12 protein-coding genes are annotated in these 14,842 nt (G+C 69.2%); 8 read left to right on the plus strand and 4 right to left on the minus strand.

Features of this window, described 5'->3' with window-relative positions; translation table 11 throughout:
- Positions 1–73 precede the first annotated feature (73 nt).
- The gene (locus tag UCD39_RS17900; RefSeq protein WP_330497238.1) at positions 74–2,056 is read right to left on the minus strand and encodes an adenylate/guanylate cyclase domain-containing protein; all 1,983 of its coding nucleotides are present in this window, start codon (positions 2,054–2,056) and stop codon (positions 74–76) included.
- Between the two features lie 563 nt (positions 2,057–2,619).
- Between UCD39_RS17900 and UCD39_RS17905 the strand changes: the two genes are divergently transcribed.
- Complete coding sequence (locus UCD39_RS17905; RefSeq protein ID WP_330497239.1) at positions 2,620–3,579, plus strand: thermonuclease family protein; 960 nt, start codon at positions 2,620–2,622, stop codon at positions 3,577–3,579.
- Here UCD39_RS17905 and UCD39_RS17910 read toward each other — a convergent pair.
- Complete coding sequence (locus tag UCD39_RS17910) at positions 3,576–3,986, minus strand: group III truncated hemoglobin (protein WP_330497240.1); 411 nt, start codon at positions 3,984–3,986, stop codon at positions 3,576–3,578. The two genes, UCD39_RS17905 and UCD39_RS17910, sit on opposite strands and share 4 nt — an antisense overlap.
- A 121-nt stretch (positions 3,987–4,107) precedes the next feature.
- On the opposite strand from UCD39_RS17910, the gene pip reads away from it, so the two are divergent.
- The gene (gene pip / locus UCD39_RS17915; protein WP_330497241.1) at positions 4,108–5,055 is read left to right on the plus strand and encodes a prolyl aminopeptidase; all 948 of its coding nucleotides are present in this window, start codon (positions 4,108–4,110) and stop codon (positions 5,053–5,055) included.
- A gap of 127 nt (positions 5,056–5,182) precedes the next feature.
- Here pip and UCD39_RS17920 read toward each other — a convergent pair whose 3' ends face one another.
- Positions 5,183–6,940, minus strand: a complete 1,758-nt coding sequence (locus UCD39_RS17920) for a potassium/proton antiporter (RefSeq protein WP_330497242.1) — start codon at positions 6,938–6,940, stop codon at positions 5,183–5,185.
- 217 nt (positions 6,941–7,157) lie between these two features.
- Entirely contained in the window at positions 7,158–7,613 is a 456-nt protein-coding gene (locus tag UCD39_RS17925; RefSeq protein ID WP_145732711.1) for a DUF488 domain-containing protein, read from the minus strand.
- Positions 7,614–7,862: 249 nt separating this feature from the next.
- On the opposite strand from UCD39_RS17925, the gene rpmI reads away from it, so the two are divergent.
- The 6 genes from rpmI to UCD39_RS17955 all read left to right on the plus strand — a co-directional run bounded on the left by rpmI (position 7,863) and on the right by UCD39_RS17955 (position 14,808).
- Positions 7,863–8,063, plus strand: a complete 201-nt coding sequence (gene rpmI, locus UCD39_RS17930; protein ID WP_004271784.1) for a 50S ribosomal protein L35 — start codon at positions 7,863–7,865, stop codon at positions 8,061–8,063.
- A gap of 13 nt (positions 8,064–8,076) precedes the next feature.
- On the plus strand, positions 8,077–8,439 hold the full coding sequence (gene rplT, locus UCD39_RS17935) for a 50S ribosomal protein L20 (RefSeq protein WP_040843389.1): 363 nt from the start codon (positions 8,077–8,079) through the stop codon (positions 8,437–8,439).
- Positions 8,440–8,685: 246 nt separating this feature from the next.
- Positions 8,686–9,762 (plus strand): phenylalanine--tRNA ligase subunit alpha, encoded by a 1,077-nt coding sequence (pheS, locus tag UCD39_RS17940; RefSeq protein ID WP_330497243.1) that lies wholly within the window; start codon positions 8,686–8,688, stop codon positions 9,760–9,762.
- A 68-nt stretch (positions 9,763–9,830) separates the two neighbouring features.
- Positions 9,831–12,224, plus strand: coding sequence for a phenylalanine--tRNA ligase subunit beta (gene pheT, locus UCD39_RS17945; RefSeq protein ID WP_330497244.1), 2,394 nt, complete (start codon positions 9,831–9,833; stop codon positions 12,222–12,224).
- A gap of 194 nt (positions 12,225–12,418) precedes the next feature.
- The gene (locus UCD39_RS17950) at positions 12,419–14,107 is read left to right on the plus strand and encodes a methyl-accepting chemotaxis protein (protein WP_330497245.1); all 1,689 of its coding nucleotides are present in this window, start codon (positions 12,419–12,421) and stop codon (positions 14,105–14,107) included.
- Between the two features lie 29 nt (positions 14,108–14,136).
- Positions 14,137–14,808: a haloacid dehalogenase type II gene (locus tag UCD39_RS17955; protein ID WP_330497246.1), complete on the plus strand. Its 672-nt coding sequence runs from the start codon at positions 14,137–14,139 to the stop codon at positions 14,806–14,808.
- Positions 14,809–14,842: the final 34 nt, after the last annotated feature.

Raw genomic sequence — 14,842 nt, forward strand, 5'->3', positions numbered from 1 at the left:
GGAACGACGCGGCGCCGGGATACTAGGGTGTGGAGACGCTGGCGGGGGTCTTTCCCCCACCCGTCACAAAAATTTAAGAGGGAACCCGCGCCGGCGGCTCGGGGCAGACGGGGTCCAGCCGCGCCTCGCCCACGGTTTCGCCGGTGGGGCCGACCGGCTCACGCGGGCCATGCTCGCCATCGGCCAACTGCCACACCCGCACTTGGCCCGTGCGCCCGCGCAGGCTGAACTCACCCACGTCCGTCATGGGCACGCCGCAGTCGCCGGCGGCGTCCACCGTGTCGGCGCTGGCCAGCACGATGCAGGCGGCGGCCGGGTCGGCCAGGTCGGCGCCCAGCGCCTCCAGCCGGGCGGCGGCGTTCACCGTGTCGCCGACGATGGTGTAGTTGATGCGGCTGCTGGTGCCGATGTTGCCCACGACCACCGGGCCGGAATGGATGCCGACGCGCAGGCGGATGGCGGGCCGGCCCTGGGCCACCGCCTCGTCATGGCTTAGGCGGATGCAGTGGTCTATGGCGGCGGCGGCGCGCAGGGCGCGGCCGGCGTGGTCCGCCTGGTCATCCGGCGCCCCCCAGAAGGCCATGACGGCATCGCCGATGAACTTGTCCACCGTGCCGCCCTCCGCCTCGATGCAGGCGGACAGCAGGGTGAAATGCTCGTTCAGCAGCGAGGCGGTCTGCGCCGGCGTCATATTCTGGGCCAGGGTGCTGAACCCCTTGATGTCGGTGAACATGACGGTGACATCCCGCTCTTCCGACAGGATGGAGCCGGCATGGTCGCCCCGGCGGATGAGGCGCAGCACCAGGGCCTTGGGCACATAGGATTCGAACCAGCGCAGCCCGGTCAGCATGGTGTTGAACGCGGCGGCGGCGTCCGACAGTTCGCGCAGGCGGCTGTCGGGCAGATAGGGCACGGCGTGGAAATCCAGGTCGCGCAGCGAGCTGGCGGCGTGCGACAGCCCCCGGATCTGCCGGCTGATGGTCTTGCCCAGGATGAGGCTGAGGGCCACCGACACCAACAGGATGGCGACGCCGCCCAGGCCGAACCAGCGCACGCGCCGGATTTCCTGGTCCACCTCGCGCTGGGGCAGGGCCATCACCAGGGTCCAGTTCTGGGCGCCATAGCCGCCGAGGTCGCGCAGCAGATAGACGTAGTCGACATCGCCCACGGTGGCCTGGCGGAAATCCAGGTCGCGCAGCTTGCCGCCCAAGGCGTCGCTGGCGCTGCCCCGTCCAGGGGGCTGGCGCTGCCAGATGGCGGCGGCCACAGGATCCCCCAGGTCGGCCAGCGTGGGCAGGGGCGGGGTACGCCCCGCCAGGTTGAAGGTACGGCCGATCAGGGCCGGATGGGCCAGCACATGGTCGGCGTCGAACAGGATGAAGGCGGTGACGCCCTGGCTGCTGTCCAGTTCGCCCAGGAAACCCGACAGGTCGGCGAAGCTGACGCCCACCAGCACGGCGCCCAGGAACTTGCCGTCCTTGGACCGCACCGGCGCGCGTACGGTAAGGAAGCTGGTGCCCTCGTCCTCCGACCAGACGGGGTCGACCCAGCGCGCGACCGGTGCCGCCTTCATTTCCTGCATCAGAAGATCGCTGCCAGGCGGCGGCGGCACTGTCATGACCTCGGCGTCATTGGGACCCGTGCGCCGCGCCACCGTCCACTGGCCGTCGGCGGACAGGAAGCTGACGGCCGTGATCTGGGGCGAGGCCGCCAGCGCCGAGCGCAGGTTCTGGCCCAGGCGGGTCCTGTCGCTGGTGTCGATCTCCCCCCGCTGGATGGAGGCGACCAGGAATTCCGCCTGGTATTGGGCCGGGTCCAACTGGGCGCGCACGCGCACCGTCATCCCGTCCATGGCCAGGATGACCTTATCCGTCAACAACGCCGCAGTGTTGCGGGTGGAGGTGCTGAAGCCCAGGATCAGGACGCTGGCCACCGCCACCAGAACCAGCGTGCCGAAACCCAGCAGCAGGGCGGTGGCGATGGACACGCGCACGGCGGACCGCCGGATGGGACAGCCCCCGGCCGGACCTTCCAGGGCCTGTGTCGTCTCGCTCATGGCGGCACCGTAGCCGTCAGCCGGCCCGGCGGCAACTGCGGCAATGACGCCGGCCCCCCCGCCCCGGTATGGGGCTAATTCCAATACAGCATATTGCATAGCGCAACGGCTACCGATCCCCGCGCTGCTCATTGCAATATGCATTACATAACGCAGTGATTCCAAGAATTTTGGATAACACGCGCCAACCATCCCGCCGCGGAAACTGGCGGACTGCTGCGAATAAATGGTTAAGGGCCACAAAAATTTCGTCCTGGCCCCTGCTTTGCTATGGCTGGGGTGTCTAGCAGAGCAACACCCGCTAAGGGACCCGCAGACGATGGAACCGATGGAATTCGCCTATCCCATGTTTTTTGCTTCGCGTCCCTGACCATTCGGGGTTGTGACGCCCCCGGATAGGCAGCCCTGACGCCCCATCACCGGCATACGCGGCCGTGCCATCAATCGGTTCTGGCAGAACGCGTAAACTATCAGCGGCGCGGATCCAGGTGGTCCGCGCCGTCTTTTCTTTGGCACACCGCTGCCGTATCGTCGTCGCGCCCCGGTTGCTGGAAACCCGCGCGATGCACGCCTGGCGAATCGTCCTGTTGCCGTTGCTGATCCTGATGATGGCGCCCGCGCCGGCGGCGGCCGGTACGCATCGGGCACATCACAAGGCCCACAAGGAACGGCATGCCAAGGGCGCGCACGGCCTGATCCCCGCCGGCAGTGGCGTCGTCATCGGCGTGCTGAGCGGCGACACCGTGACCCTGCGGGACGGCCGGGTGGTGCGCCTGGCCGGCATCCTGGCGCCCAAGGGGGCCCGCCGCGGCGGGCTGGGCGGCCGCTCTATGGAGGACGGCGGCGGCCGGACGGCCTGGCCCCTGGCGGAGGAGTCGCGACAGGCGTTGGCGGGGCTGGTGCTGAACCGTACCGTCAGCCTCATGCTGGGCGGCGCCGACCATGACCGCTACGGCCGCGTCCTGGCCCACCTGATGGTGCGCGACGGTCGGCGGCAGGTGTGGGTGCAGGACGCGCTGCTGCGCCAGGGCTGGGTGGAACTGGCGCCCCATCCCGACGCGCCCAAGGGGCTGGCCGCGCTGCGCCGGGCGGAAGACGACGCGCGGGACCATCAGCGGGGCCTGTGGTCCGACAGCTTCTACGCCGTGCGCAACCCGGACTCCGCCGGGCATGCCCAGGGACGCTATACCATCGTCACCGGGCGGGTGCTGGATGCGGCCGACGCCCGCGACCGCGTCTACCTGAACTTCGGCGCCGATCGCCGCACCGACTTCACGGTGGAGATCGACCGCCGCGACATGGCCGCCTTCCGCGCCCGCCATCTGGACCCGCTGGACCTGAAGGACAGATTGGTGGAGGTGCGCGGCTGGGTGGAGGAGCATAACGGCCCCATGATCCGCGTCACCAACCCCGACCAGATCATCACCACCGACGGCCGCTGGCCCCACCGCCGCCCGGCGCGCGGCGGAAAGAAAAAGGGGGAGGCGGAGAGCGGCGGCGACGCGGCGGCGACGGAACCCTAGCCCCGATACGCCCCGGCATCCTCACCGCGCGCCACCGCCAGGCCCATCTGCAGGCTGCGGCCGATACGGGTGCTGACCTCCACCAGCCGCTCCGCCGCCGCCGCGGTGAACAGGCCCTGGGCCGTGTCGTGGAACAGGGCCAGCCAGCGGCGGAAATGGTCGGGACCGATCATGGGCAGGCCGGCATGCACCACCATGGGCCGCCCCTCGTAGCGGCCGGTGGACAGCAGGACGGACGACCAGAAGTCCACGATGCGGGCGCGGTGGCGGTCCCACGCGGCCTCATCCGTGCCGACGGCGCCGTGGAACACGGGGCCCAGCAAATCGTCCTGCCGCGCCCGGTCATAGAACACCCGGACCAGGACGGTCAGCGACTCCTCCGTGAAAACGTCAAAAGGGTGTGACATCGCTGTAAAGCCTCCCGTTAAACGGGTTAGGGGGAACCCTGCGGGGTCGGTTGGGTTTGCGCTGGGGGCTGGCCTTGGCCTACACTTCCGCCCCTAACGAGCAAATCTGGTGTACCGACCCATGGCGCGCGGCGATCTCTTCCCACCCCTGGAACCCTATCGGACAGGCACGCTGGCCGTCAGCGGCCTGCATACCATCTATTGGGAGGAAGCCGGCAACCCGGACGGCGCGCCAGTCGTATTCCTGCATGGCGGCCCCGGTGCCGGCGCCTCGCCCACCCACCGGCGCTTTTTCGATCCCCGGCACTATCGCATCGTCATTCTGGACCAGCGCGGCGCCGGCCGGTCCACGCCGCTGGGCGAGATCCGTGAAAACGACATTCCGAATCTTATTTCGGATCTGGAACAACTGAGGTCAATGCTGGAGATCGACCGCTGGCTGGTCTTTGGCGGCTCCTGGGGGTCGACCCTGGCGCTGGCCTATGCCCAGGCCCACCCGGAACGGGTGAAGGGCCTGGTGCTGCGCGGCATCTTCCTGATGCGCCAGCAGGAAATCGACTGGTTCCTGTACGACATGCGCACCTTCTTCCCCGAGGCGTGGTCCACCTTCGCGGCCCACATCCCGGTGAACGAGCGGGGCGACCTGCTGGAGGCCTATTATCGCCGCCTGACCTCCGCCGATCCGCAGACGCGCATGGCCGCCGCCCGGGTGTGGAGCGTGTACGAGGGAGCCTGCTCCACCCTGCTGCCCAGCCCGGAGCTGGTGTCGGCCTCGGGCGAGGACAACCATGCCCTGGGCCTGGCGCGCATGGAGGCGCACTACTTCCGCAACAACAAGCTGTCGCCCGAGGCGGCCCTGCTGGAAAACGTCGACCGCATCCGGCACATCCCGGCCATCATCGTCCAGGGCCGCTATGACGTGGTCTGTCCCATCCGCACGGCGGATGAGCTGCACCGCGCTTGGCCCGAGGCCGACTACATCGTCGTGCCGGACGCCGGCCACAGCGCCATGGAGCCGGGCATCCGCTCCGCCCTGGTGCAGGCGACGGAGCGGTTCAAGACTCTCTGAGTCTGCCTCAGGCGCCGGCGGGGCATCCGCCCCTTGGCTATCCTCGCTGCGCCCTTCGGTACTCGCGCCGGGGCCCGCAGTCGCGGGCCAGGAAAAAAATGATGAGAAGGGGGGCGATCGCGGGTCGTCAGGCCGTGCGCTTCCGCAATCCCTTCAGGCCCTGGCGCAGGCGCGTCCAGGGCCGTTCGTTGGGGGTGAGATCGATGCCGACCTCGGTCACCCGCGCCTCATCCATGGCGGCCACGATCAGGGCCACCTCCCCCACCTTCAGGCGCACGCCGACGGAGGCGCGGCGGCCGAGCCGGCGGCCCAGATGCTCGCCGATGGCGATGTGGCCATCCACGCCCGGCGCCTCGAAGCCGTACAGGCCGGCGACGGTGGCCAACGGCGTGTCGCCCTTGACCTGGAAGTCACCCAGGCCAGCGGCGCGGCGGCCGTGGTCGCGGCGGCCGAACAGCCGTTCCATGGCGGTCAGCGCCGCCGGTTCGCCCAGCACCAACACAGCATCGCCGGGGTAGAGGACGCGCACCTCCTCCGGCGCCACCGGATGGCCCTCGCGGATCATGGCCAGGACGCGCACGGATTCCGGCACCACCAAGCGCCCCAGGCCGCGCACCGCCGCCTCGCTGTCCGGCGAGACGGTCAGCATGGCCAGCTGCTGCGGCCCGTCGACCGGCAGGTCGATGTCGGCCCGGCTGGCGGGTTCGGGATCGGCCGGGATCTCCACATCCAGCAAGCGCGCCGCCGGGCCGATGGTCCACCCCTGGGCCAGCAGGGACAGGAGCACCACGGCGAAGGCGATGCCGAAATAGGTTTCCGCCCCCGGCAGGCCGGACAGCACGGGCAGCAGGCCCAGGAAGATCGGAACCGCGCCGCGCAGGCCAACCCAGGAGATGAACAGCCGCTCGTTCCAGGCGAAGCCGAAGAAGGACAGGCACAGGGTGACAGCCAGGGGCCGCGCCACCAGGATCAGCGCCACCGCCACCACCAGGGCGGGCAAGGCCACGCGCACCAGCGTGTCGGGGGAAACCAGCACCCCCAGCATGAGGAACAGGGAAATCTGGCTGAGCCAGGCCAGGCCGTCGTGGAAGCGCTCGATGATCTGGCGCGCCTTGACCCGGCGGTTGCCGATGATGAAGCCCGCCAGGTAGACGGCCAGGAAGCCGGACGCCCCAATGGTCTGGGTGGCGCCGAAGATGAACAGCGTGCCCGCCAGGGCCAGGATGGGATAAAGGCCGGCCGACAGCTCCAGCCGGTTGATGAGGGCGGACAGGGCGAACCCGCCGGCGATGCCGATGATGCCGCCGCCGCCCATCTCCAGCGCGAACTGTCCCAGTTGCGCCCAGCCGAAGCCCGCCCCCTGCACCGCGTGGATGGACAGCAGCGTCAGGAACACCGCCATGGGGTCGTTCAGGCCCGACTCCACCTCCAGCAGGGCGGAGACGCGGGGACGCAGGCGCAGGCCCCGTTGATGCAGCAACAGGAAGACCGCCGCCGCGTCGGTGGAGGCGACGATGGACCCGATGAGGAAACCCTGGGCCCACCCCACGCCCAGCAGCCAGCGCGCCACCACGCAGGTGACACCGGCCGTGATCAGCACGCCGATGGTGGACAGGATCAGCGCCGGCCAGCGCGCCACCTTGAACACCGCCCTGGGTGTGCGCAGCCCGCCGTCGAACAGGATGACGGCGATGGCGATGGACCCGACCAGCGAGGCCAGGCGGTAGTCGTTGAACTGGAAATTGGCCAGCTTGTCGACAGCGATGCCCAGAGCCAGGAACACCAGCAGCAGCGGGGCGCCGACGCGGGAGGAGGCACGGCCAGCCAGAATGGCCAGCATCAGCAGCGACCCGAGCGCGAAGATGATGGTGTCGACGTGATGCACTGGCCGACTTGCTCCCCCCGGGCGGACCGCCTGCCGGCGCCCCCGTTGACCTCGTTCGCCTGAGGCTTACCCTAGCCCCAAGCCCTTGGACTAGCTGTCCGTTGGGCCAGCGTCCCTTTCGGGTTTCCCATCCGCCGGCCCCAAGGCTCTTGTCGCCACCCTTTGTGTCCGCCGTGCGGCGTCCGATTGGTAAATTGCGGGCGGTGAAATGAAGGGGCTAAAAGGCCGCGTCCACCGCCAGGTGGCGCACGTCGAAGCCCCAGCCCGCCGCCATGTCGGCCGCGACGCGGGAGCGGTGGCAGATGTGCGGGTCATCCTCCAGGCACAGCAGACAGGCCGGGCCCTGGTTCAGCGCGGTGGCGGCGGCCACGCCCAGCTCATACTGCGCCTCCGGCCGGGCCAGCGCCTGATCGACGATGGACCAGAACAGCGGCTGATTGCCGGCGCGGCCGGCCAAGCGCCCCTCCTTGGGCGTGCCCAGCGCCTTCAGGTGCAGATACTCGATACCCGCCTGGCGCAGGGCCGCCGACAACGGGCCCTTGGAAAAGCCGGCGCGGCGCGACAACGGCAGCTCCCGCACGTCGATCAGCGTGCGCACGCCGGCCCGCACCAGGCGCTCCACCAACGCCGGCTGGCCCGCCTTCTCATACCCTATGGTGTACAGCTCGGGCATGGACGGGACTCCCTCGGGGATGCGGCAGGTCTCAGAAATGGGCCCCGGCCCTGTGTCCGGCAAGGGGCGGATGTGCCTGGAAATGAGTCATTCTGCCGCTCTCGGCCCTTGCCATGGGCGCGCGCCCCGTGTACAAACCGCGCTTCATTTTGGCGGCGAGGCCGGGCCGAAAGGTCCAGGGCATGCCCACCCGCTCAAATGAGTCCACCGCCGTCCTTCGGGGCGGTTATTCTTTCGTGAGGAACCAAAATGCCCAAGCTGAAGAATCACAGCGGGACGAAGAAGCGGTTCAAGCTGACCGCCTCCGGTCTCGTTCGCGCCCAGGCCGCCGGCAAGCGCCACGGCATGCGCAAGCGTCCGCAGAAGATGAAGCGGAACGCCCGCGGCATGATGACCCTGTCCAAGCAGGACGGTATCATCATCACCAAGAATTTCATCCGGGTACCGTAAGGAGGGCTGATCCATGGCTCGCGTTAAGCGGGGCGTGACCACCCACGCCCGTCACAAGAAGATCCTGAAGCTGGCCAAGGGCTACCGGGGTCGTTCCAACAACTGCTTCCGTATCGCGATCGAGAAGGTCGAGAAGGCGCTGCGTTACGCCTACCGCGACCGTCGCGCCAAGAAGCGTAACTTCCGCGCCCTGTGGATCCAGCGCATCAACGCCGGTGCCCGCATCCACGGCCTGACCTACAGCCAGTTCATGCACGGCCTGAAGCGCGCCGCCATCGACGTTGACCGCAAGGTCCTCGCCGACATCGCCGCGCGCGAGCCGGAGGCGTTTAAGGTCCTGGTCGATCAAGCCCAGGCCGCTCTCAAGGCCGCTTGATCCTACCCGGATCAACGGTGCTGATAAGAAGGGGAGCAGGCCCGGCGGGCCCGCTCCCCTTTTTGTTTTGTGCTCCCTCAAGCGCCGGGCGCCGGCATCCGCCGGCTTGGCTTCCTCGCTGCGCCCTGCGGTACTCGCTGCGGGGCCGGCGGTCGCCGGCCACAACGGCACGAGTCAAAGCCTGGTGCCGTTGGTAGTATCCGCCCCCAAGATTGCCCTACTGCCCCTAAAAGACGGATCGTCGCGATGAACATCCTCGACAGCCTCAAGGCCGACCTGCTGGCCGCCGCTGCCGCCGCCCCCGACCTGGCCGCCCTGGAAGAGGTGCGGGTGGACGCCCTGGGCAAGAAGGGCCGCATCACCGGCCTGATGAAGGACATGGGATCGCTGACGCCGGATGAGCGGCGCGAACGCGGCCAGGCCTTGAACGCCGTGAAGGAAGAGATCAGCCAGGCGCTGGATGCCCGCCGCCAGGTGCTGAAGGCCGAAGCCCTGGCGCAAAGGCTGGAGGCGGAGCGCATCGACGTCAGCCTGCCGGCCCGCCCCGAGGTCGAGGGCCGCGTCCACCCCATCAGCCAGACGGTGGAGGAGATGATCGCCATCTTCGCCGACATGGGCTTCACCGTGGCGGAAGGGCCGGACATCGAGACCGACTTCAACAACTTCACCGCCCTTAACATCCCGCCGGAGCATCCGGCGCGCCAGATGCACGACACCTTCTACCTGCCCAACGGGCCGGACGGGGGCACCCGCGTGCTGCGCACCCACACCAGCCCGGTGCAGATCCGCACCATGCTGGCGGGGGAGCCGCCCATCCGCATCATCGCGCCCGGCCGCACCTACCGGTCCGACTACGACCAGACCCACACCCCCATGTTCCACCAGATCGAAGGCCTGGTGATCGGGGAGAACATCCACATGGGCCATCTGAAGGGCACGCTGCTGGAGTTCTGCCGCGCCTTCTTCCAGGTGGACGACCTGCCCCTGCGGTTCCGCCCCAGCTTCTTCCCCTTCACCGAACCGTCGGCGGAGGTGGACATCGGCTGCTCCCGCAAGGGCGGCGAGCTGAAGCTGGGCAACCATGGCGACTGGCTGGAGATCCTGGGCTGCGGCATGGTGCACCCCAAGGTGCTGGAGAACTGCGGCATCGACAGCACCCGCTGGCAGGGCTTCGCCTTCGGCATGGGCATCGAGCGCGTGGCCATGCTGAAGTACGGCATCCCCGACCTGCGCACCTTCTTCGAGGCCGACCTGCGCTGGCTGAAGCACTACGGCTTCGTGCCGCTGGATGTGCCCAGCCTGGCCCAAGGCCTCACCCGATAACCCCCCCTTAAAGAGCGGCAGCCGGCGTCGAGACGCCAGGCGCCCCACCCGAAGAACGGCAGGTAGCGATGAAGTTCACCCTTTCCTGGCTGAAGCAGCACCTTGAAACCGACGCCCCGCTGGACGTCATCACCGACAAGCTGACCTCCCTGGGCCTGGAGGTCGAGGGCGTGGAGGACACCGGCAAGGCCCTGGCGCCCTTCGTTATCGCCAAGGTGCTGTCGGCGGAGAAGCACCCCAACGCCGACAAGCTGCGCGTCGCCATGGTCGACACCGGCAAGGGCGAACCCATCCAGGTGGTGTGCGGCGCCCCCAACTGCCGCGCCGGCATCACCGTGGTGTTCGCCAGCCCCGGCGCCGTCATCCCGGCCACGGGCGACACCCTGAAGGTCGGCGCGATCCGGGGCGTGGAAAGCCGGGGCATGCTGTGCTCCGAGCGCGAGCTGAACCTGTCGGATGAGCACAACGGCATCATCGAGCTGCCGGAAGAGGCGCCGGTGGGCGCCAGCTTCGCCGCCTGGCGCAAGCTGGACGACGCCCTTATCGAGATCTCGCTGACCCCCGACCGCGTGGACTGCGCCGGCGTGCATGGCATCGCCCGCGACCTCGCGGCGGCCGGCGTCGGCACGCTGAAGCCCCTGGACACGGCACCCGTGCCCGGCGCCTTCCCCGCCCCGGTCAAGGTGGCGCTGGAAACGGCGACCTGTCCGCAATTCGCCGCCCGCGTGGTGCGCGGCGTCCGCAACGGCCCCAGCCCGCAGTGGCTGCAGGACAAGCTGACCGCCGTCGGCCTGCGCCCCATCTCCGCCCTGGTGGACATCACCAACCTGATGACCCTGGACCAGGTGCGCCCGCTGCACGTCTTCGACGCCGCCAAGGTCCAGGGCGACCTGACCGTGCGCGACAGCAAGGCGGGTGAGACCCTGCTGGCCCTGAACGGCAAGGAATACACCCTGCCCGCCGGCCTGGCCGTCATCGCCGACGCCAGCGGCGCCGTCCTGTCCCTGGGCGGCGTCATGGGCGGGGAGAGCACCGGCGTGTCGGAGACGACCACCGACGTCATCATCGAATCCGCCCTGTTCGAGCCGGCCAAGGTGGCGGAGGCCGGCCGTGCCCTGCAGATCGACAGCGACGCGCGCTATCGCTTCGAGCGCGGCGTGGACCCGTCCAGCGTCGTCAGCGGCATCGAGCAGGCGACCCGCCTGGTGCTGGAGATCTGCGGCGGCGAGGCCGGGGAGGTCTTCGTGGCCGGTGCCGAGCCCGCCTGGCGCCGTCCCCTGACCCTGCGTCCCGCCCGCGTGGCCCATCTGGGCGGCGTGGACGTGGCGGAAGCCGACCAGCTGCGCATCCTGAACGCCCTGGGCTTCGAGACCAGCCAGAAGGACGGGTTGATCCATGCCGTGCCGCCGTCCTGGCGCGCCGACGTGCAGGGCGAGGCCGACCTGGTGGAGGAGGTGCTGCGTATCCACGGCTTCGACACCATCCCCACCACCAGCCTGCCGCGCGACGAGGGCCTGCCCAAGGTGGCCGTCACGCCCAAGCAACGCCGCACCGCCACCGTGCGCCGCCTGCTGGCCGGCCGCGGCATGCTGGAGGCCATCACCTGGTCCTTCCTGGCGCCGGAGACGGCCAAGCTGTTCGGCGGCGCACCGGATGAGCTGGCCCTGCTGAACCCCATCAGCGCCGACCTGGCCATCATGCGCCCGTCGGTGCTGGCCAACCTGGCGGCCGCCGCCGGCCGCAACGCCGCGCGCGGCTATCCTGACCTGGCGCTGTTCGAGGTAGGCCCCGCCTTCCGCGACGGCAGCGAGAAGGGGCAGGACCTGGTCGCCGCCGGTGTGCGCGCCGGCCTGGCCGTGGCTCGCCACTGGGCCAAGGGCACCCGCCCCGTGGACGCCTATGACGCCAAGGCCGACGCCATCGCGGCGCTGGAGGCCGCCGGCGCCCCCACCGCCAACCTGGTCGTCTCCACCGACGCGCCCGGCTGGTACCATCCGGGCCGCTCCGCCTGTCTGCGGCTGGGCCCCACCGTGCTGGCCCGCTTCGGTGAACTGCACCCGGCGGTGCTGGAGGCCCTGGACCTGACGGGCCCGCTGGTGGCGTTCGAGGTGTTCCTGGACCTGATCCCCACCCCGAAGAAGAAGGGCGGGACGGAGAAGCCGAAGCTGGAGCTGTCGGCCTTCCAGCCCATCAGCCGCGACTTCGCCTTCGTGGTGGAGGCCGGCGTGGAGGCCGACCGCCTGATCCGCGCCGCCAAGGGGGCCGACAAGGCCCTGATCACCGGCGTGCAGCTGTTCGACGTTTATCAGGGCCCCGGAGTCGAAACCGGCTTCAAGTCCATCGCCCTGTCGGTCACGTTGCAACCGGTGGACAAGACCCTGACGGACGCGGAAATCGAAGCCGTGGCCGCCAAAGTCGTCGCCGCCGTCACCAAGACGACAGGCGCCGTGTTGCGCGGCTGACACAGAACCGGCAAGGCCGCAGTAGGCGCCCCCTGGGGTTCGGGGGCGCCCTTCTTTCCCGATCAATTTATTGTGAATTTTAGGCGACCGAACCCTCTTGCGCCCTCGCCTTCCCCGCCGCTTACTATCCTTCCAACGATAAAAAGCGGACACTGACGCCAAGACTGGCGTCATCCTCGGGGAGGAGAGGCTGCATGAGGTTTTTCCGGGACCTGCCCATCATCCAGAAGCTGCTGCTGCCCCTGATCCTGATGGGGCTGGTGACGCTGGGCACCTCGCTTTACACCCTGTCGCAGATGAACACGGGTGCGGCCCAATACCAGCACCTGCTGCATGGCGAGGCGGAGGCCCTGAAGGCCATCGACCGCGCCAATGGCGCCGCGGCCAACATCGGCCGCATCAGCTACATGATGGTGGCCGAAACCGACAAGTTCATCATCGACAGCATGAAGGATGAGATCGGGCAGCAGGCCAGCGATCTGTCCAAGTACCTGGACAGCGTCGCCAGGCTGAACCCGGGGACCAAGGACGACCTGGCCATGGCCAGAGATGAGTTCAAGGCCATGATGAAGTTCGCGGAAGAGGCGCGCGAACAGATGCTGGCCGGCAACGTCAAGGCCGGCGCCGCCACCCTGACCGATGAGTTCGACATCCGCCTGTCCAAGCTGCTGGACCGGCTGACCGTCATCACCAAGGCGGTGGACGAGAACCTGGCCAAGGGCGAGGCGGCCGCCAAGGCCCGTAACGAGCGCACCTATTGGGTGACGCTGACGGCCGGCCTGTCCGGCGCCGTCGTGGTCATGGCGCTGGCGCTGTGGATCGCCTGGGCCGGCGTGTCGCGGCCGCTGAAACGCATCGTCGACACCATGACCGCCCTGGCCGACGGCGACCAGACCGTGGAGGTGCGCGCGACCGAGCGGCGGGACGAGATCGGCGCCACCGTCCGCGCCCTGCGCATCTTCCAAAGCGCGATGGTGGAGGCCGACACCCTGCGCCATGAGCAGGAGACGCTGAAGACCCAGGCGCAGGCCGAGCGCCATGCCGCCCTGGCCCACCTGGCCGATGAGTTCGAGGCCAGCATGAACCAGGTGGTGGAAGGGGTGGCTGGAGCGGCCGACCGCATGCAGGGCAACGCCAAGGGCCTGTCCGCCATCGCGGAGCAGACCAACCACCAGACCCTGGCGGTGGCGGGCGCGGCGGAGGCCGCGGCCGGCAACGTCAACACCGTGGCGGCGGCGGCCGAGGAACTGTCCGCCAGCATCCAGGAGATCGGGCGGCGGGTCGAGGAATCCTCGCAGATCGCCCAGAACGCGGTGGTGGAGGCGGAACGCAGCAACCATACGGTCAGCGGGCTGGTGGAGGCGGCGCGCAAGATCGGCGACGTGGTGCGCCTGATCAGCGACATCGCCAGCCAAACCAATCTGCTGGCCCTGAACGCCACCATCGAGGCAGCGCGCGCCGGCGAGGCGGGCAAGGGCTTCGCCGTGGTCGCCAGCGAGGTGAAGACCCTGGCCACCCAGACGGCCAAGGCGACGGAGGAGATCAGCGCCCAGATCGGGGAGATCCAGGCGGTGGCCGGCAACGCCGCCGGCGCCATCCACGGCGTCAGCGGCACGATCGGCCGCATCAGCGACATCGTCACCACCATCGCCGCCGCCGTGGAGCAGCAGGGGGCCGCCACGAACGAGATCGCCAGCAGCGTGGCCCAGGCTGCGGCCGGCACCTCCGACGTGTCCAGCACCATCGGCCAGGTCACCCGCGCCGCCAGCGAGACTGGCACCATGGCGACCGACGTGCTGCACGCCGCCCAGGATCTGGTCAGCCAATCCGACCATCTGCGCCACCAGGTGGCGGGCTTCGTGGCCAAGGTGCGGGCGGGGTAAGATCAGCGCCCCCACCAAGGAGGGTAGCGATGACGGTGACACTGGCCTTTGACGTGTACGGCACGCTGATCGACACCCAGGGGCTGGTGACGATGCTGCGGGGCATGGTCGGGGATAAGGCGGCGGAGTTCTCCCGCACCTGGCGGGAACGGCAGTTGGAATACACATTCCGCCGCGCCCTGATGCAGAACTACGTGCCCTTCAGCGCCTGTACCGCCCAGGCCCTCGACCACACCTGCGCCCTGTACAAAACGCCACTGGGCCCAGATCAGCGGACGGCCCTGCTGGACGCCTACCGCACCCTGCCGGCGTTCAGCGACGTGGCGGATGGCCTGGCCCTGTTGCGCGCGGCCGGCTTTCGCCTTTACGCCTTTTCCAACGGGACCGCGGAGGCGGTGCGCACCCTGCTCGACGCCGCCGGGGTCGCCGACCTGTTCCTGGACATCGTCAGCACGGACGACCTGCGCTCATTCAAGCCCAACCCCGCCGTCTACAGCCATTTCCTGCGAATGGCCGGCGCCACGGGTGCAGAAACCTGGCTGGTGTCCAGCAATCCCTTCGACGTCATCGGCGCCCTTTCCGCCGGTTGGCGCGCCGCCTGGGTGAAGCGGTCCCCCGACGCGCTGTTCGATCCCTGGGGCATCCCGCCGACGGCGACCGTTCCAGACTTGCGCCATCTGGCGGCGGCGATCGCTGGATAGCACATGAACGCCCCGCCAACCCCGCGGTTGCGCC

The sequence above is a fragment of the Nitrospirillum karajorum genome (genome assembly GCF_036348415.1).
Taxonomy (GTDB): Bacteria; Pseudomonadota; Alphaproteobacteria; order Azospirillales; family Azospirillaceae; genus Nitrospirillum; species Nitrospirillum amazonense_B.

Coding starts and splice junctions, on each gene's coding strand:
- UCD39_RS17950 (WP_330497245.1), top strand. CDS start 12,419: ATGAGGTTTTTCCGGGACCTGCCCATCATCCAGAAGCTGCTGCTGCCC.
- rpmI (WP_004271784.1), top strand. CDS start 7,863: ATGCCCAAGCTGAAGAATCACAGCGGGACGAAGAAGCGGTTCAAGCTG.
- UCD39_RS17905 (WP_330497239.1), top strand. CDS start 2,620: ATGCACGCCTGGCGAATCGTCCTGTTGCCGTTGCTGATCCTGATGATG.
- rplT (WP_040843389.1), top strand. CDS start 8,077: ATGGCTCGCGTTAAGCGGGGCGTGACCACCCACGCCCGTCACAAGAAG.
- UCD39_RS17925 (WP_145732711.1), bottom strand. CDS start 7,613: ATGCCCGAGCTGTACACCATAGGGTATGAGAAGGCGGGCCAGCCGGCG.
- pip (WP_330497241.1), top strand. CDS start 4,108: ATGGCGCGCGGCGATCTCTTCCCACCCCTGGAACCCTATCGGACAGGC.
- UCD39_RS17900 (WP_330497238.1), bottom strand. CDS start 2,056: ATGAGCGAGACGACACAGGCCCTGGAAGGTCCGGCCGGGGGCTGTCCC.
- UCD39_RS17955 (WP_330497246.1), top strand. CDS start 14,137: ATGACGGTGACACTGGCCTTTGACGTGTACGGCACGCTGATCGACACC.
- pheS (WP_330497243.1), top strand. CDS start 8,686: ATGAACATCCTCGACAGCCTCAAGGCCGACCTGCTGGCCGCCGCTGCC.
- UCD39_RS17910 (WP_330497240.1), bottom strand. CDS start 3,986: ATGTCACACCCTTTTGACGTTTTCACGGAGGAGTCGCTGACCGTCCTG.
- pheT (WP_330497244.1), top strand. CDS start 9,831: ATGAAGTTCACCCTTTCCTGGCTGAAGCAGCACCTTGAAACCGACGCC.